The 18,258-nt window shown below is 61.8% G+C and carries 15 protein-coding genes; 6 read left to right on the top strand and 9 right to left on the bottom strand.

Annotation, left to right across the window (positions count from 1 at the left end; translation table 11 throughout):
- Positions 1-124: 124 nt before the first annotated feature.
- From NLM33_RS01105 to urtA, 8 genes are all read right to left on the bottom strand, one after another.
- The gene (locus tag NLM33_RS01105; protein WP_254093935.1) at positions 125-1,165 is read right to left on the bottom strand and encodes an aliphatic amidase; all 1,041 of its coding nucleotides are present in this window, start codon (positions 1,163-1,165) and stop codon (positions 125-127) included.
- Between the two features lie 57 nt (positions 1,166-1,222).
- Positions 1,223-1,570: a zinc ribbon domain-containing protein gene (locus NLM33_RS01100; protein ID WP_254093934.1), complete on the bottom strand. Its 348-nt coding sequence runs from the start codon at positions 1,568-1,570 to the stop codon at positions 1,223-1,225.
- A 94-nt stretch (positions 1,571-1,664) separates the two neighbouring features.
- A complete protein-coding gene (fmdA, locus tag NLM33_RS01095; protein WP_254093933.1) occupies positions 1,665-2,894 on the bottom strand; it encodes a formamidase in 1,230 nt (409 codons plus the stop codon).
- A gap of 27 nt (positions 2,895-2,921) precedes the next feature.
- Complete coding sequence (urtE, locus tag NLM33_RS01090) at positions 2,922-3,611, bottom strand: urea ABC transporter ATP-binding subunit UrtE (RefSeq protein ID WP_254093931.1); 690 nt, start codon at positions 3,609-3,611, stop codon at positions 2,922-2,924.
- Between the two features lie 10 nt (positions 3,612-3,621).
- Positions 3,622-4,377, bottom strand: coding sequence for an urea ABC transporter ATP-binding protein UrtD (urtD, locus tag NLM33_RS01085; protein WP_254093929.1), 756 nt, complete (start codon positions 4,375-4,377; stop codon positions 3,622-3,624).
- 10 nt (positions 4,378-4,387) lie between these two features.
- Positions 4,388-5,533: an urea ABC transporter permease subunit UrtC gene (urtC, locus tag NLM33_RS01080; protein WP_254093927.1), complete on the bottom strand. Its 1,146-nt coding sequence runs from the start codon at positions 5,531-5,533 to the stop codon at positions 4,388-4,390.
- Between the two features lie 18 nt (positions 5,534-5,551).
- The gene (gene urtB / locus NLM33_RS01075; RefSeq protein ID WP_254093925.1) at positions 5,552-6,478 is read right to left on the bottom strand and encodes an urea ABC transporter permease subunit UrtB; all 927 of its coding nucleotides are present in this window, start codon (positions 6,476-6,478) and stop codon (positions 5,552-5,554) included.
- A gap of 146 nt (positions 6,479-6,624) precedes the next feature.
- The gene (urtA, locus tag NLM33_RS01070) at positions 6,625-7,884 is read right to left on the bottom strand and encodes an urea ABC transporter substrate-binding protein (RefSeq protein ID WP_254093923.1); all 1,260 of its coding nucleotides are present in this window, start codon (positions 7,882-7,884) and stop codon (positions 6,625-6,627) included.
- A gap of 175 nt (positions 7,885-8,059) precedes the next feature.
- On the opposite strand from urtA, the gene NLM33_RS01065 reads away from it, so the two are divergent.
- The 4 genes from NLM33_RS01065 (at position 8,060) to NLM33_RS01050 (ending at position 14,435) form a co-directional block, all read left to right on the top strand.
- Positions 8,060-11,428, top strand: coding sequence for an ATP-binding protein (locus NLM33_RS01065; protein ID WP_254093921.1), 3,369 nt, complete (start codon positions 8,060-8,062; stop codon positions 11,426-11,428).
- Positions 11,418-12,347: a response regulator transcription factor gene (locus tag NLM33_RS01060; protein WP_254093919.1), complete on the top strand. Its 930-nt coding sequence runs from the start codon at positions 11,418-11,420 to the stop codon at positions 12,345-12,347. Before NLM33_RS01065 ends, NLM33_RS01060 begins: the two co-directional genes overlap by 11 nt.
- A 331-nt stretch (positions 12,348-12,678) precedes the next feature.
- Positions 12,679-13,443: an aspartate/glutamate racemase family protein gene (locus NLM33_RS01055; protein ID WP_254093917.1), complete on the top strand. Its 765-nt coding sequence runs from the start codon at positions 12,679-12,681 to the stop codon at positions 13,441-13,443.
- Between the two features lie 38 nt (positions 13,444-13,481).
- Positions 13,482-14,435 (top strand): asparaginase domain-containing protein, encoded by a 954-nt coding sequence (locus NLM33_RS01050; RefSeq protein WP_254093915.1) that lies wholly within the window; start codon positions 13,482-13,484, stop codon positions 14,433-14,435.
- A gap of 130 nt (positions 14,436-14,565) precedes the next feature.
- Here NLM33_RS01050 and NLM33_RS01045 read toward each other — a convergent pair whose 3' ends face one another.
- Positions 14,566-15,426, bottom strand: a complete 861-nt coding sequence (locus tag NLM33_RS01045) for a helix-turn-helix transcriptional regulator (protein WP_254093913.1) — start codon at positions 15,424-15,426, stop codon at positions 14,566-14,568.
- 556 nt (positions 15,427-15,982) lie between these two features.
- On the opposite strand from NLM33_RS01045, the gene NLM33_RS01040 reads away from it, so the two are divergent.
- Together NLM33_RS01040 and NLM33_RS01035 are read left to right on the top strand one after the other, a co-directional pair.
- Positions 15,983-17,167 (top strand): branched-chain amino acid ABC transporter substrate-binding protein, encoded by a 1,185-nt coding sequence (locus tag NLM33_RS01040; protein ID WP_254093911.1) that lies wholly within the window; start codon positions 15,983-15,985, stop codon positions 17,165-17,167.
- 122 nt (positions 17,168-17,289) lie between these two features.
- Positions 17,290-18,255 carry a branched-chain amino acid ABC transporter permease gene (locus tag NLM33_RS01035; RefSeq protein ID WP_254093909.1) on the top strand — a complete coding sequence of 322 codons (966 nt, stop codon included), beginning with the start codon at positions 17,290-17,292 and terminating at the stop codon, positions 18,253-18,255.
- Positions 18,256-18,258 lie beyond the last annotated feature (3 nt).

Genomic DNA, 18,258 nt, shown 5'->3' with positions numbered 1-18,258 from the left:
CAGTTGGCGGCCCCCTTCATTTGGAACGTCGCTTGATGGCCCTTCGCGTATTACTGCGGTCTCGCACAAAGACGGTCGGGTGTCTGGTCAAAGCGGGAATCACCACGATTTATGAGTACGTGCCCTAGTAGTTGGTCGCGGATTTATCGTTGGGAATGCCTTCGATCGGGCATTCGGCCGTTCCCGCGGTCGAGCGGGTCATCGCCTCGACCATATCCCGCGTGCCTTCGGGATCGGCGATCCACTTCGAATAAAAGTCGTAGGGACAGGCAGCCAGGCCCTTCGCGCTCTCGCCGGAATTGATCATGCCAGTGTAGCCGCGATGCAGCAGCTTGAAGAGGTGGTTCTGCGACTGGTTGTTACGGCGCGCATCGCGGATCAGGCTCTTCGATAGGCCCGCGTACTGGATGCCGTATTCCTCCTCGCCGGTCTCACCCAAGGTGCGGCCATCGAAGCCGATGATCGCGGAGTGGCCGAAATACGAGTAGACTCCGTCGAAGCCCGCGGCGTTAGCCACCGCGACATAGACGTTGTTGGCCCAGGCCATGGCCTTCGAGATCAGCACCTGCTGCTCCTTGGCCGGATACATATAGCCCTGGCAGCGCACGATCAGTTCGGCGCCCTTCATGGCGCAATCGCGCCAGATCTCCGGGAAGTTTCCGTCGTCGCAGATGATCAGGCTGACCTTCAGGCCTTTCGGCCCCTCGGACACATAGGTGCAGTTGCCCGGATACCAGCCCTCGATCGGCACCCACGGCATGATCTTGCGGTATTTCTGGACGATCTCGCCCTTGTCGTTCATCAAGATCAGCGTGTTGTACGGCGCCTTGTGCGGATGCTCCTCGTGACGTTCGCCGGTGAGCGAGAAGACGCCCCAAACCTTGGCCTTGCGGCACGCGTCCGCGAAGATTTCCGTCTCCGCACCCGGGATCGACGAGGCGGTGTCGTACATCTCCTTCGAGTCGTACATGATGCCGTGCGTGGAATATTCCGGAAAGATCACGAGATCCATGCCCGGCAGGCCGGTCTTCATGCCCACGATCATGTCGGCGATCTTGCGGGCGTTGTCGAGCACCTCGGCCTTGGTGTGCAGCCGCGGCATCTTGTAGTTGACGACCGCGACGCCGACCGTGTCGTTGCTGGAAGAAATGTCACCGTGAAGCATTGGCGATGCCTTCTGTTCTGGTTTGAATTGGCCGCCGATCAGACGGCCGCGTGAACGTCAATGGCTGATCATCCAGGGACGCGCGGTCGGAAAGCCCTTGGCGCCACCTCTCGTCTTGGTCGTCAGCCGCGCCGGCTTTGTCTTGCCTGTCGAGCAGCAGCCGCAACCGGGACCATGCGAGGCCTTGTATTGCGCGAGCGTCTGCGGCGCGTGCGTGCTGCGCTCGTTGACGGCGTGGGCCTTTCGCTTCTCCGAGGGCATGCAGAAGAAATTCGGCGCGGTGAGAATCACTCGCGGCGCGAGGACCTCGCATTGCGGACACGCCTGCGGATCGTCGCATTCGGCCATCGGGCGCAGGTCCTTAAAGGGACCGCAGTCGTCACAGCAATATTCATAGACCGGCATCGCATCATCCCTACGCTGTTGTCTGTTCAACCCAACCCGCGGCGGATGCGGGGCGGCAAAGACGAAGCCGCCCCGCCTCCTTCTCGCGCAGGGATTACTTGTCCGGCGATATCGGCATCTGGATATCACCCGTGATGTGCTTGATGGGACCGGCCGCCGATGGCATCACGTCGAAGTCGAAGATCTCGGTCGGCAGCCACAGGGTGGCACAGGCATTGGGCACGTCGACCACGCCCGAGATGTGGCCTTGGCACGGCGCGGTGCCGAGGATCGAGTAGGCCTGGGCGCCGGAGTAACCGAACTTCTTCAGATACTCGATCGCATTCAGGCAGGCCTGGCGATAGGCGATGTGAACGTCGAGATAGTGCTGCTTGCCGGCCTCATCGACCGAGATACCCTCGAAGATCAGATAGTCCTTGTAGTTCGGCGTGATCGGCGACGGCTTGAAGATCGGGTTTTTGATGCCGTACCTCGACATGCCGTCCTTGATCACCTCGACCTTCAGATGCAGCCAGCCGGCCATCTCGATGGCACCACAGAAAGTGATCTCGCCGTCGCCCTGGCTGAAGTGCAGATCGCCCATCGAGAGACCGGCGCCGGGCACATAGACCGGGAAGTAGATTTTTGAGCCGCGCGAGAGATCCTTGATGTCGCAATTGCCGCCATGCTCGCGCGGCGGCACGGTGCGCGCACCCTCGGCACCGATCTTGGCCTTGGCATCGCCCTTGGCCCGGCCGCCATGCGCGGTCGGCGCGAACGGCGGGTTGGCAAGGCCAGGCACGCGGGTCGGATTGGTCGAGATCAGCTCCGCCTCGCGCTTGTTCCACGTATCCAGCATCTTCGGATCGGGCAGACAGCCGATCAGGCCGGGATGGATCAGGCCCGCAAAATTCACACCGGGCACATGGCGTGAGGAGGTGTAGAGGCCCTTGATGTCCCAGATCGACTTCTGCGCAAGTGGGAAGTGATCGGTGAGGAAGCCGCCGCCATTCTGCTTGGAGAAGAATCCGTTGAAGCCCCAGAGGCTCTCCTTGAGCGGACCGACGTCGAGGAGATCGACGACGAGGAGGTCGCCGGGCTCGGCACCCTTGACACCGATCGGGCCGGAGAGGAAGTGCACGATCGACAGGTCGATGTCGCGCACGTCATCGGCGGAATCGTTGTTCTTGATGAAACCGCCGGTCCAGTCATAGGTCTCGATGATGAAGTCATCGCCCGGATTGACCCACGCCACGATCGGAATATCGGGGTGCCAGCGATTGTGCACCATGTCGTTTTCATAGGCCGATTTGGTGAGATCGACTTTGATCAGTGTCTCTGGCATCGAGATGCTCCCCTTTTACACGGTTGATTAGACGGACAGATACTTCGAGACCTGCGCGGCATCGACGGAGTTCCGCGGATCGTCGCGGACGATCTCGCCGTTCTCGATGACGAGCATGCGATCGGCGATATCGAGCGCAAAGCTCAGGACCTGTTCGGACACGACGATCGAGAGCCCCTTCTCGTCGCGGATGCGCTTCAGGGTCCGCGCCATGTCCTTGATGATCGAGGGCTGGATGCCTTCGGTCGGCTCATCCAGCAGCAGCACCTTCGGCTTGGTCGCGAGTGCGCGTGCGATCGCGAGCTGTTGCTGCTGGCCGCCCGAGAGATTGCCACCGCGGCGACCCTTCATTTCCAGCAGCACCGGAAACAATTCGTAGATATCGCCGGGCACCTCGGATTCGCCGGCGACGACCAGCCCGGTCTCGATGTTCTCCTTCACCGTCATGGTCGAGAAGATCATCCGTCCCTGCGGCACATAGGCGAGGCCTTTGGCGACGCGCTCGTAACTCTTGAGCGCGCCGAGCTCGGCGCCGTCCATGGTCACGGAGCCGCTCTTCGCCGGCAAAATGCCCATCAGCGACTTCATCAGCGTCGTCTTGCCCATACCGTTGCGGCCCATGATCGCGACGATTTCGTTGGGCGCAACCTTGACGTTGAGACCGTGCAGCACTTCGCTCTGGCCGTAGGCGACGTGAAGATCGGAAATTGCCAACATGCGCCGCTCCTTAATGACCGAGGTACACTTCGATGACCTTGGGGTCGTTCTTCACCTTCTCCATCGTGCCCTCCGAGAGGATCTGGCCCTGATGCAGCACGGTGACCTTGTGCGCGATGTCCTCGACGAACTTCATGTCGTGCTCGATCACCAGCACCGAGCGGTTCTTGATGATGCGGTTGAGAAGCTCGGCAGTCTTGGCGCGCTCGGACACGCTCATGCCGGCGACGGGTTCATCCAGCATCAGGAGGTCCGGGTCCTGGATCAGCAGCATGCCGATCTCGAGCCACTGCTTCTGGCCGTGGCTGAGCAGGTCGGCATTCACGTTCAGCCGATCCTTCAGGAAGATCATTTCGGCAACTTCATGCACGCGGTCGCGCACCGCGGCGTCACGGGTGAAGGTCAGCGCACCGAACACCGAGCGGCCGCGCGGGTAGGAAATTTCCAGGTTCTCGAACACGGTGAGATCGTCATAGATCGAGGGGTTCTGGAACTTGCGGCCGACCCCCGCCTTCACGATCTCGTTTTCCTTCATCCGGGTCAGCTCCTGGCTGCGGAACTGAATCGAGCCCGAGGTTGCTTTGGTCTTGCCGCAGATCAGGTCGAGCACGGTGGTCTTGCCGGCACCGTTGGGGCCGATGATGACGCGAATTTCGTTCTCGTCGACATAGAAGGAGAGATCGTTGACCGCCTTGAATCCGTCGAAGGAGACGGTCAGGCCGGATACCGCGAGCAGGAAATCCTTGGGCTGGTGACCTATGAGCATGATGATCTCCTCACTCCGCAGGCGCGCCGTCGGCGACCGAGCTGTCGGTCCAGCCGCCGTCGGGTTTCGATTTGCGCGACGAGATCAGGCGGTCGATGCGCGGCTGCACATAGTCACCCCAGATCCCGGCGAGACCGTTCGGGAAGGCAAGGACCACGGCGATGAACAACCCGCCCAATCCAAAGAGCCACAGTTCGGGAAAGGATTCCGACAGGCCGGTCTTGGCGAAATTGACCAGCAGCGTGCCGTAGACCGCACCGAGGATCGAAAGCCGGCCGCCGACCGCAGTGTAAATCACCATCTCGATCGACGGCACGATGCCGACGAAGGACGGCGACATGAAGCCGACATTGAGCGCGAACATGGCGCCGCCGATCGCTGCGAATACGGCCGCGATGCAGAACGCGAAAATCTTGAAGTTGGCGACGCTATATCCGGAGAACCGAACCCGGTCCTCCTTCTCCCGCATCGCGACCAGAATGCGCCCGAGCTTGGAGTGCCGGACGAACTGAGCGATCATGACACAGACGAACAGGCATCCGACTTCGAAGAAGTACAGGACGATCTTGGCGTGGTCGGGACGGACGTCCCACCCTTTCAGCGTGCGCAGGTCGGTCATGCCGTTGATGCCGCCCGTGTAGCCCTGCTGCCCTACGATCAGGATGGTCAGGATGGCCGCGACGGCCTGCGTGATGATGGCGAAATAGGTCCCGCCGACCCGGCGCTTGAACATCGCCGTGCCGATGATCAGGGCGAAGATACCGGGCACCAGAACAATGGCGGCGATCGTGAAGGTGAGGCTGTGAAAGGGCTTCCAGAAGAACGGCAGCGCGGTGATCTGATTCCAGTCCATGAAATCGGGAATTCCCGGTGTGGACTGGATCTTGGTGTTCTCGACGCTCGATGCTTCGAGCTTGAGAAACATCGCCATGCAGTAGCCGCCGAGACCGAAAAACACGCCCTGCCCGAGGCTGAGAATGCCGCCATAGCCCCAGCAGATCACCAGCCCGAGCGCGACGAAGGCATAGGTCAGATATTTTGCGACCAGATTGAGCCGGAAGACATCGAGCGTGAGCGGAAGGATCACCACCAGGAGGACCGCAAGCACCAGAATTCCGATGAGCTCCGATCGATTGAAGAAGCGATTGTCGGTCATTGCATCAGCCTCTATTTCTCACTTGCGGACCTTAAGGGCGAACAGCCCCTGCGGCCGCAGCATCAGGATCCCGACAACGGCGAGCAACGTCAGCACCTTGGCCATCGAGCCCGACATGAAGAACTCGAGGGTGGATTGTGTCTGTGAGATCGAGAAGGCCGAGGCGATGGTGCCGAGCAGGCTCGCGGCGCCGCCGAACACGACCACCAGGAATGTATCGACGATGTAGAGCTGTCCGGACGTCGGCCCGGTCGAGCCGATCATCGTGAAGGCGCTTCCAGCGACGCCTGCGATCCCACAACCGAGGCCGAAGGTGTAGCGATCGACCTTTTCGGTGTTGATGCCGACCGCACCAGCCATGATGCGGTTCTGCACGACGGCGCGCACCTGGCGACCCCAGCGCGACCTGTACATCACGTAGGCGACGGAGATGGTGATCAGCACGGTAAGACACATCACGAAGACGCCATTGATCGGCACTTCGATGCTGCTGGTCACTTGCAGCGACCCGAGCATCCATTGCGGCAGCTCGACGCCGACCTCGCGCGCACCGAACACGGAGCGATAGGCCTGCTGCAACATCAGGCTGAGGCCCCAGGTCGCAAGCAGCGTGTCCAGCGGTCGCTTGTAGAGGTGCCTTATCAGCACCCATTCCACCAGCATTCCCAGCGCACCGGACGCGACGAAGGCCAGGATCATCGCGAGGAAGAAGTAGCCGCCGAACAGACCCGGCAGGTAGGACTGGAATAAATTCGAGGTCATCCAGGTGACGTAGGCCCCCAGGATCATGAACTCGCCATGGGCCATGTTGATCACGCCCATCTGGCCGAAGATGATCGCAAGACCCAGCGCCATCAGGACGTAGACCGAGAACAGGATCAGTCCCGCAAAGCCCTGCATGACGAAGATGGAGCCGAGGTCGCCAATCGAGTAGTCGCCGAACATCGATATCCTCCGTCGGGGATAGGGTCCCGCGTCGCGAACAGGTTCGCGACGCGGGGGTCTTGGGCGCGGACTGCTGATCCACGCCAGGGAGCGGCTTGGTGTTGAGGGAGACCGCGACGGACGCCGCGTCTTACCGGTAGTCCCTGTTACTGATAGCCCTTGGGGAACGGATCGGGCTCGACCAGATCGGCGGTCTCGTAGATCAGCTCGAACTGACCATCGAGCTTGGCGCGTCCCACCCTGGTCTTCGACCAGAGGTGATGATTTTCGTGGATGCGCACATAGCCTTCCGGAGCGCCCTTGAACTCGACGCCCGGCGAGGCCGCGGCGATCTTGTCCACGTCGAAGGAGCCCGCCTTCTCTACCGTCAGCTTCCACAGCCACGGGCCGAGATAGGCAGCCTGCGTGACGTCTCCGATCACGGTCTTCTCGCCCCACATCTTCTTGAACGCCGGCACGAAGGCCTTGTTGTTGGCGTTGTCGAGCGACTGGAAGTACTTCATGCAGGCGTAGGCACCCGCGATGTTCTCGCCGCCGATGCCGTCGATTTCGTCTTCGGTCACCGAGATCGTCAGCAGCGGCTGCTTGGCGAGGTCGATGCCGGCGGCCTTGAGCTGCTTGTAAAACGCGACGTTCGAGCCGCCGACCACGTCGGTGAAGATTACGTCGGGCTTGGTCAGCTTGATCTTGTTGATGACCGAGTTGAACTGGGTATTGCCGAGCGGATAGTATTCCTCGCCGACGACCTTGCCCTTCAGCACGTTCTCGACGTGCTTGCGCGCGATCTTGTTCGAGGTGCGCGGCCAGATGTAGTCCGAACCGATGAAGAAGAAGGTCTTCGCGCCCTTCTCCTTGGCGATCCAGTTCAGGCCCGCGAGAATCTGCTGGGTCGCTTCCTGGCCGGTGTAGATCACGTTCTTGGACTGCTCGAGACCTTCATAGAAGGTCGGGTAGTAGAGCATGCCGTTGTACTGCTCGACGACCGGCAGCACCGCCTTGCGCGATGCCGAGGTCCAACAGCCCATGATGGCCGCGACCTTGTCGTTGACCAGCAGCTTCTTGGCTTTCTCCGCAAAGGTCGGCCAGTCGCTGGCGCCGTCCTCCTGGATGAACTTGATCTTACGACCGAGAACGCCGCCGGCGGCGTTGATTTGCTCGATCGCGAGCTTTTCGGCCTCGATCGAGCCGGTTTCCGAGATCGCCATCGTGCCGGTCGCAGAGTGGAGGATGCCAACGGTCACCTCTGTGTCGGTGACCGCGAGTCCCGTTGTGTTGACCGCGGAAGTTGCAGGCGTCTGCGCAAGAGATGACCGCGGAAGCATGGTCAAGGCGGGAATAGCTGCCATTCCCATCAGCAGCTTACGGCGCAATGCCGACTGCAGGCCCTGGTTTGTTTCGTCTGACATAAGCACCCCATTGGTTCGAGAACGCGCTTTTTGGTCAGGCGAGGATTGCCCAGAATTGTGCACTGCACAGATACGCAAGATTGCGTATATTGCACCGCAAAATAGCGACGTAGGTTTTGGTACGGGGTTTGCTGACGATCGAGAGGATCGATCGTTTGCGGCGAGGAGTAAGGAAGTGGCAGGGCGGCAGCGGATAGACCGCGTCAGGCGCCAGTACAATCAATGGGTCGCCAACCAGACGCTGGAAGACTACGCGCTGCGCTTCACCGCCAAGAGCGCGCGGCGTTGGTCCGCTGCCCGCGTCGCCAACACTGCACTCGGCGCAATCTCCTTTTTGGCGCTGGAAGCGATCGGCGGCACCATCACGCTGAACTACGGCGCCGCCAACGCGACCGCTGCCATCCTGGTCGTCAGCTTCATCATCTTCAGTTGCGGACTCCCGATTGCCTATTATGCCGCGAAATGCGGCATCGACATCGACCTGCTGACCCGCGGTGCCGGCTTCGGCTACATCGGCTCGACGATCACCTCCCTGATCTACGCGTCCTTCACCTTCATTTTCTTCGCGTTCGAGGCGGTCATTCTCGCCGCCGCCCTGGAGATGTGCTTCGGCATCCCACGGCCGCTCGGCTATCTCATTAGCGCGATCGTCATCATTCCGCTGGTGACCTACGGCATCACCCTGATCAGCCGCTTCCAGCTCTGGACCCAGCCGATCTGGATCATCCTTCACGTGCTCCCGTTCCTGGCGATCGCCTATGCCAATCCGCATTCCTTTACCGAGTGGCGGAAATTCGCTGGCGAACATGGCGATCCAGGCGGCCATCTCGATCTGATGCTGTTCGGCACCGCAGCCTCGGTGGTGTTCTCGCTCGTGGCGCAGATCGGCGAGCAGGTCGACTTCCTGCGCTTCCTGCCGCGCGACCGCCGCACCTCGCGGACCTCGTGGTGGATCGCCCTGCTCGGCGCTGGTCCCGGTTGGATCATCTTCGGCGCGCTCAAACTGCTGGTCGGTTCCTTCCTCGCCTACTTCGCGTTGAGCCACGGCGTTGCCATCGAACAGGCCGCTGAGCCCGCGAACATGTATCTCGAAGCATTTCGCTATGTGCTGTCGCAACCAGATCTGGCGCTGGCGCTCACCGGCACCTTCGTCATCCTCTCGCAGGTCAAGATCAACGTCACCAACGCCTATGCAGGCTCAATCGCCTGGTCGAACTTCTTCTCGCGGCTGACGCACAGCCATCCTGGCCGCGTGGTCTGGCTGGTCTTCAACGTCATGGTGGCGCTGCTGTTGATGGAAATCGGCGTCTACAAGGCGCTGGAGCAGACGCTAGCGCTCTACTCCAACGTCGCGATCGCCTGGGTCGGCGCGCTGGTCGCCGATCTCGTCATCAACAAACCGCTCGGCCTGCGCCCGCCGCAGATCGAATTCAAGCGCGCGCATCTCTACGACATCAACCCGGTCGGCGTCGGCGCCATGACGATCGCTACAATCGTCTCGATCAGCGCATTCTACGGCCTTTTCGGTCCGACCGCGAAGGCGCTGTCAGCCTTCGTCGCACTCGCGGCGGCCTTCGTCTCGGCACCGCTGATAGCCTGGGCCACCGACGGCAAGTATTACATTGCCCGCAAGCCAAAGCGGAGCTGGCAGAACGTCGAGGCGATCCAGTGCTGCATCTGCGAGCATTCGTTCGAGCCGGAGGACATGGCCTCCTGCCCCGCCTATGCCGGACCGATCTGCTCGCTGTGCTGCTCGCTCGATGCCCGCTGCCACGATCTCTGCAAGCCGCACGCGCGGGCCGGCGCGCAGGTGTCGGAGACGCTTGGCAAGATGTTGCCCGAGGCGATCTATGCGCGGATCAACTCGCAGTTCGGACGTTATCTGGGCGTGTTCGCGGTCTCCGCTGGCCTGACGGGATTGACGCTGGGGCTGATCTACCTGCAGACATCGGCGACCGTGCACGCGGACGCGCTGTTGGCGGACGTACTATGGAAGGTGTTCTTTGCGCTCATCATCATCATCGGCGTGGTCGCCTGGCTGTTCGTGCTGGCGCAGCAGAGCCGACGCGCGGCGGAAGAAGAGACGCGGCGCCAGACCACGCTGCTGATCCAGGAGATCGACGCGCACAAGCGGACCGATGCGCAACTGCAACGCGCCAAGGAAGTCGCAGAATCAGCCAATCTCGCCAAGAGCCGCTATGTCGTCGGCTTGAGCCATGAACTGCGCTCGCCGCTGAACGCAATCTCCGGCTATGCGCAACTCCTGGAGCAGGACAGCAGCCTGCAGGCCCGCCCGCGCGATCAGGTGCGGGTGGTGCGTCGCAGCGCAGACCACCTCTCTGGACTGATCGACGGCATCCTCGATATCTCCAAGATCGAAGCTGGGCGGCTCTATCTGTCGCGCGACGAGGTGCGATTGAGCGATTTCCTCGATCAACTCGTCGGCATGTTCCGCGTTCAGGCGGCGGCCAAGGGCATCGACTTCGTGTTCAAGCGGCCTTCGGTGCTGCCCGTCGTGGTCTATGCCGACGAGAAGCGACTGCGGCAGATCCTGATCAATCTCCTGTCGAACGCGATCAAGTTTACGCAAGCCGGCAGCGTTCAGTTCGTGGTGCATTACCGCAGCCCGGTCGCCGAGTTCGAGGTGACGGACACCGGGCCCGGTATCCGGACGGACGATCTCGAGCGCATCTTTGCCCCCTTCGAGCGCGGCGCGCTTGGCGTTTCGCAGCCGCAGACCGGTACCGGCCTCGGACTCACCATCAGCCGCCTGCTCGCGGGCGTGATGGGCGGCGACATCAAGGTGACCAGCACGGTCGGCGGCGGCAGCACGTTCCGTGTGAAGCTCTTGCTCTCCGAGGTCACCAATCCCAGGCGTGAGGCGCCGGTGGAAGCCCCGGTCTATGGTTATCTCGGCCCGCGCAAGACCATCCTGATCACCGATGACGATCCGACCCATCGCGACCTTCTGCGCGAGGTGCTGACGCCGCTCGGCTTCATCCTGCTCAGCGCGCCGGATGGACCAGCCTGCCTCGCGCTGGCGCAGCACTGCCGGCCCGATCTTTTCCTGCTCGACATCTCGATGGCCGGCATGGACGGCTGGACGGTCGCGGAGACCCTGCGCGCAAACGGCCATCACCAAGCGCGCATCCTGATGGTATCGGCAAGCGCGCTCGAAGCACACGGCACGCCGCTGGCGCAGCCGTTCCATGACGGCTACCTGATGAAGCCGATCGACATCCCGAGGCTGCTCGAAACCATCAGGCAGTTGCTCAGGATCGAATGGCAATATGAGGCCGACCAGATAGCGGTGCCGCTCTGGAGGCCGGAGAGCGGGTCGCGGCCGCCGGTGAAATATGTCGAGGAGCTGATCGGCCTCGGCCAGCTCGGCTATGTCAGGGCGATCCAGCTCAAGCTCGACGAAATCGGCACCGAGCATCCCGAACACGCCGACTTCGTCTCGCAGATGCGCACGCTGGTCGACCGCTTCGATCTCGACCAATACATGGCGGCGCTCAAAACCTTGCACAGCTATGATCACTGACCCGAAAAAGCGCGACGTCGCCCTCGTCGTCGATGATTCCCCGGAAACGCTGCGGCTCTTGACCGACGCGCTCGATGGCGCCGGCATGACCGTGATGGTCGCGCTTGACGGCGCATCCGCGATGCGGATCGTCGACCAGATCACGCCCGACATCGTGCTGCTGGATGCGGTGATGCCCGGCATGGACGGGTTCGAGACCTGCAAGCGGTTGAAGCGCGATGCCGGCCTCGACGGTGTCCCGATCATCTTCATGACGGGACTGGCCGAGACCGAGCACATCGTGCGCGGGCTGGAAGCCGGTGGCGTCGACTATGTGACGAAGCCGATCGTGGTCGAGGAGATGCTGGCGCGGATCCGCGTCCACCTCGCCAATGCGCGCATGACCCAGAGCGCGCGCGCAGCCCTCGACGTCTCCGGCCGCTATCTGCTCGCGGTCAACGGCCATGGCAAGCTGTTGTGGGCAACGCCGCAGGCCCAAAAGCTTCTCGGAGATACCCTGGCCAACGACGCCATCGAGGATTTCGTGCTGCGCGCCCCAATGCCGCAATGGCTGGACCAGGTGCAGAAGGGCAAAACCGCCGCGAAGACCACGATCATGTCCTGCTTCCCCGGCAACGAGCAATTGCGACTGCAATATATGGGCAAGCTCGGCCCGAACGAATTCCTGCTCCGCCTCGCCAAGGATTCCGGCGCCGATGCGCCAGCGGAATTTTCAAGGGAGCTAGGTCTGACCACACGCGAAGGCGAAGTGCTGTCTTGGCTGTCCAAGGGAAAGACCAACCGGGATATAGCGCAGATCCTGGGCCTGAGCCCGCGTACCGTCGACAAACACCTCGAGCAAATCTATTCCAAACTCGGCGTTGAGAATCGCACAGCGGCGGCCGCGATCGCGGTCAAAGCCAAAAATTTGAAGCAATGATTTGGGAGTTCGCTCAAGCGGCACATCATCATGGGCACCATGAAAACGCAATAATGTTGCAATTTCAACTGGTTACAAAAGCCTGACAATGCAAAACATGAACGGATGCAATCGCGCCTGAGCGTGGAAGCGACGATCGCGGCGGGCGAAAGAGAGCCATGCCGATCACGCGTGTCGCAGCCTCAGGAACATCGGGCCGCGCTCGGCATGGCCACGCTCTCTGGCGCGCTTCCAGCATCGTTTCGCATCATCAAGCGACAGAAAGCGAAATTGGCTCGGAGGTCGCGAAAGACGATCTACGAACACACGCCACGCAAACAAGGCCGACGCTATGAAGCCGACGACAGAAGGGGCAACGCGCGCATCGATTGGGATTGTTGCCGGCTCGGGCCCAGAGGCCGGAATCGATCTCTGGAGCAAGGTTCTTGCCCGCAATCAGATGCTTTTTGGCGGCGACTTCCGCGGCGATCTCGACGCCCCGCGGGTGGTGGTCTTGTCGGAGCCCACGCTGGGCCTGTCGATGGACCTCGAAGAAAACGAAGAGATCGTCTGGAATAGCCTAAAACAAACGATCGCCGCGATAGCGGTACAGGCGGATGCTTATGCAGTCGCCTGCAATACACTCAACTTGTTCGCGCCGCGCATCATTTCGCTCCGCCTGCCCGGAGAATTCGTGTCCTTCCAATCCGCGCTCTCCGCCTGGGTTGCACGCAACCGGGTCGACCGCGTTGCGCTCCTGGGTGCCGCTCCGGTCACGAGCCTCGGACCGTGGTCTGCCTACCAGTCGCTGCAGGACATCGTCGCGATCGAGACGCCGGCCGACACCGCGGAGCTGCACAATCTCATTCTCGACGTGAAGCGGCTCGGAAGTCGCGATCCCTCGCTGCGGCCACGCCTTCAGACCCTCGTCGACAGGCTGACGTCGGATCATGTCATTCTCGCCTGCACCGAATTGCCGCTGATCTCGGATATCGAAACCAGCAAGAAGCTCATCGACGTCACCGATCTCGTCGCGCGCGAGCTGGTTGACCGTTCGCTTGCGGGAAGGCACCGCTTGCTTCGATCGGGAGGTGCCGTCGCAGGCGTCCAGGCGTGATGTCAGGCACACTCAGCAGCACAGGCGGCACGGGATCGATGAAGGTGGACGCAGATCTCGCAGCCGGGCTGTCAGGCGAGCGAAGCCCCGAAATCCTGCTCATTCACACGGGCGGAACGATTGGCATGCGCGGATCTGCCGACGGACTCACGCCCGCCGCGGGCGTGTTGGAGGACGCCGCCGCCACGCTTGGACCGCCCGGCGCGCGCTTGTCGATCTGCTCGTTCGATCCCCTTGTCGATAGCGCCGACATTGGCCGCGAACACTGGAACCGAATTATTTCACATCTCGAAGGCTGGTCCGGCGACGGCGCAGTCGTCACGCATGGCACGGATACGATGAGTTTCACCGGAGCCGCGCTCAGTCAGTCTCTGGCGGGTGCGCCGTTTCCGATTATCCTGAGCGGCGCGATGCGCCCACTCGGCACGGGCGGTGACGCTGAACCGAATCTCCAGCTCGCGCTTCAATCAGCCCTCACCGCGCCGCCTGGTGTGTGGCTAGCCTTCGCCGGGCGCACGGTCGCGGCAACCGGACTGGTCAAGCGCCACTCCCGCGCTTCGGATTCGTTTCGTTCCGTCACACCACCGATTGACGCGCCGCAGTTTCGCCCACGGCGTTTCGGCGATATTCGCGTGGCGATTCTGACGATTTCACCCGGCATGCCCGCCGGCATGGTCTCAGCGGCGCTGGCAGAGCTTGACGGAGCCGTCCTGCGGTTGTTCGGAGCAGGCACGATCGTGAGCAATGATGCTCTCCTTGATGCTTTCGATGCTGCTATCCGAAGAGGATGTCGGTTGCGGGCAGTCAGCCAGTGCGAGCAAGGCGGCCTCACACCCGGCGCTTACGCGGCCGGCGCCCCACTCTGGCGTCTTGGCGTGGAGAATGGCGACGAGGAGACGGCCGAGGCAGCGCTCGTCCGGCTTTGGCTGGAATTGTCCGAGGCGCTACCGGATCACAGTCACGCGCGGCAAACGCGTTCAAGTCGCACCTAAAGCGCGATGAGATTAAGATGAATCGTGATCGCGCTCTGGGTTATTGCTTGAGCATGATCTTTTCGGAAAACCGCTGCACACTTTTCCGGATCATGCTCTAGCGCCGGTGTCGTGAACGGCGGCTGCTACGTCATGCGTCAACTGGATAGAACAGCGGTACGCCCGGCTGCATCGTATTCTCGATCATGTCCCGTATCGACCGCGGGATCGCCGGCGCATCGGGTGCAAACAGCCCGCAGTTCGTCAACGCGGGCCGGATTGCGATCTCCGCACCCAACCATTCGAAGAGCACGCGGGAGCAGGCAATTCTGCGCTGGCTTCCGGATGACACGCCCATGATCAGCCCGGTCAGCCGGGCGATCTTGTTGCGCCGCGAAGGGAACAGAATGGTCTGAGTGACCTCGTTGCCGGTCAGCGTTTCGGAATCGACCAGAAATATCCGATCCTCGAGAAACAAGGCGGCGCCGGAATATCGGCACTTGTAGGCGGCACCCCGCCGCTCCGGATCGGAGAAGTGTTCGATGCGCCGGTAGTAGACCTGGTTCTGGTGCGTGAACAGATGCGTGAGCCCGCGCAGGATCATCCCTGGCGAACTCATCGAATAATAATATACGTGATAGTAGCCGACATAGCCGCGCAGCGCCGGGAGCGAGGCCGCGCGCAGCTTGTCGATCGCGTCTGCGTAAGGTGGACGCGGCTTCGACGTACGCCGCTTGAGCGCTACGATGCGCGCAAATTGCGGCGGTGGAAGATGAAACTCTGTCGCTTCAACTCCAAAATAATCGCACAAGCGATTGAGGATATTGGGCGACGGACGCGCCGCCGCGCGCAGATAGCGGTTGAACTGCGTGCGGTTGATATCGAGGCGACGACAGACCTCCGAAACGGACGGCGCGTAACTGCAGGCCAGACGAAGATTCTCCGCAAAGGATCGCTGCATCTCGCTGGCGGAATCCTCCGCCGATTTCACAATGACTTTCGCCTGGACCATTCGCACCTGACGCTATTTGATGCTCCAAAAGCATAATATGGAAACCCCGCCGCCGCGCAAGCAGAGACGCCTCGATCCGTAATCCCCCCGGGCATCGTCGCACCGATTTGGGTGCCACGGCCGACGGAGATACCCCGACAAGAAAGCAGCGATCGCCTAACTGGCGCCGTTCGCCAGCGCGGCGCACTATCGACAAATGTCCAGTTTTTAGGCTTCAATTGCTGCTCTGATCGGCAGGACGACCGGATGTCGTCGAGCGTTGGCAGTCACCAGCCTCGCCACATCTCGCCAACGGCCCACCCGTGCTCGGCTGGCCGCGGGCCGGACGAAGCTGCCGCCAATCAGCTCCCCAAATCGCTGACACCGATGGCACAGGGCTTTCGCCCGGACCATGCATTCTGGCGCTATTTGACGCTGCGTGAGCGTAAGCAAACGTCATGATGACGCAAGCCGCCAAATAGCCAGCGGAACTCCCCCAATCGATGATCCCATCCCAGGCGTGTTTGTGCCGATCTGGGTAAGCCGATCGGGCGCTCTCGAAAAGGGGGAAGTCACCATGAAATTGATGAAGACTCTAGCTGCGGCAACCACCGGCCTGGTGCTGCTCTCCTGCGCAGCGATCGCGGAAGAAAAAGGTGCAATCAAGATCGTCACGCAATCGCCTCTCTCGGGACAGCAATCCGTGGCGGGCGAAGGCATCATGCTCGGCGCCCAGCTGGCCGTCGCCCAGTTCGGCAAGCAACTGACCGACATGGGTTTCCAACTCTCGCTTCAGCCGGAGGACGACCAGGCCACGCCGAACGTCGGTGTTGCCAACGCCAACCGGATCCTCAACGACCCTGCCGTGCTCGGCGTCGTCGGCCACTACAATTCCGGCGTGGCGATTCCATCCTCGGAAGTCTATGCCAAAGACAATCTCGCGATGGTCTCGCCGGCCAACACGAATCCAGCGATTACCGATCGCGAGACAACGCACGCCATCGCGAACCGCATCTGCGGCCGCGACGACCTTCAAGGGCCGGCAGGCGCCAATTTCGCGACCGAGACGTTGAAGGCAAAGAAGGTCTACATCATCAACGATAAGTCGGCCTATGGCTCCGGCATCGCCCAGACTTTTGAAGCGGCGGTTCGAAAGAACGGCGCCAATGTCATCTTGTCCACCGGCATGGACCAGAATGAGACCGACTTCTCGTCCATCCTGAATCGCGCCCGCGTCGACCAGCCCGATCTCATCTACTACGGTGGCACCTACCCCCAGGGCGGCCTGATCATCAAGCAGATGCGGCAAAAGGGCCTCAAGGCGGCCTTCCTTGGTGGCGACGGCCTGGACAGCGGCGATCTGCAAAAAATCGCCGGGCCGGAGAACATGGCGAACGCCTACTTTACGACGACTGCGTTGCCGCTCTCGCAAATGCCGGCCGCCGCGGCCTTCGCGCAGGCCTACAAGGCCAAGTTCAACAAGGATCCGGAGGTTTACTCCGCCTACGGATACGACAGCGCTCGCGTGGTCATCGAGGCGATCGTCGCTGCAGCCAAGGCCAAGGGCAGCACCATGCCCAGCCGCGCGGCGGTGGCAGCGGCGGTTCGCGACGTCAAGTTCGACGGTGTGACCGGCCCGGTCGCCTTCAACAATCGCGGTGACATCGCGAGTGCGAAATACGTTGTGATCGAAGCTGGCAAGTCGGCTGACGCCAACAAGATCGTCAAGGTCATCGACGTCGCGGCTCCCGGCGGGTCCTGACCCGGCCGCGATCGAGCTCCACGGCCGCCGCGGGGCCCTCCGCCCCGCGGCTCAAATCTCCCCCGATCCCTGACTCACACCGGGCGCGCCCCGCGGCAACCGCGCCTTCGGAAAGCTGCGACATGTCCTTCCAGTTGGCTCTCGAATTGCTCCCGCCGACGCTGGCGGACGGGCTCATCCTCGGGCTTCTATATGCAACCATCGCGCTCGGTTACACGATGGTCTACGGCGTCCTGGGCCTGATCAATTTTGCCCACTCCGAGATTTTCATGGTGGGCGCCGTCGTCGCGGTCGAACTGCTCACCTATGTCCTGGCCGGCTCCCCACTCCATCCTGTCGCCCAACTGGTGCTTGCCATGATTGTCGCGGCAGCGGTCTCGGCCGCGCTCGCCGGCCTCGCGGAGCGCGTCGCCTACCGGCCCTTGCGACGTTCGAACGCACCAAAGCTGGCTCCGCTGATCACGGCCATCGGAATCAGCCTTTTCCTGCAAGACGCAGTGCGCTTCGTCGAAAGCCTCTTCGGCCAGTTCATCCGGCCGTTCCCATCGATGCCCTTCTTCGACATTCCGCTGCCGCTGACCCCCAACGACAGCGTTCCGATGAAATCGCTCGTCATCTTGATTGTTGCTGGAGCGATGCTGGCGGGGCTCCGATATACCGTCAGTCAGACGCGACTTGGAAAGGCGATCCGCGCGGTCGCGACCGACCGCATGGCGGCGAGCCTGATGGGCATCGACGTCAACCGCATCGTCATGCTGACCTTTATTATCGGTGGCGGGCTCGCCGGCGTCGCGGGAACGCTCTACGCGCTGCAGTTCGGCCGAGTTGATCCGTTCTCAGGGTTCATTCCTGGCCTGAAAGCCTTCACCGCGGCGGTCCTCGGTGGCATCGGGTCAATTCCCGGCGCCATGGTTGGCGGTATCGTCCTCGGCCTGATCGAGATGTTGATCGGCACGTTCGTTCCCATCCTGACGAACAATGCCATCGGCACCGAATACAAGGACATCTTCGCCTTCGGCATCCTCATTCTCATTTTGATCTTCAAACCTACGGGCCTTCTCGGGCGTCCCTCCACGGAAAAGGTATAGTTC

It is taken from the genome of Bradyrhizobium sp. CCGUVB1N3 (genome assembly GCF_024199925.1).
GTDB lineage: Bacteria > Pseudomonadota > Alphaproteobacteria > Rhizobiales > Xanthobacteraceae > Bradyrhizobium.
This window is presented reverse-complemented; position numbering and strand designations above follow the sequence as displayed.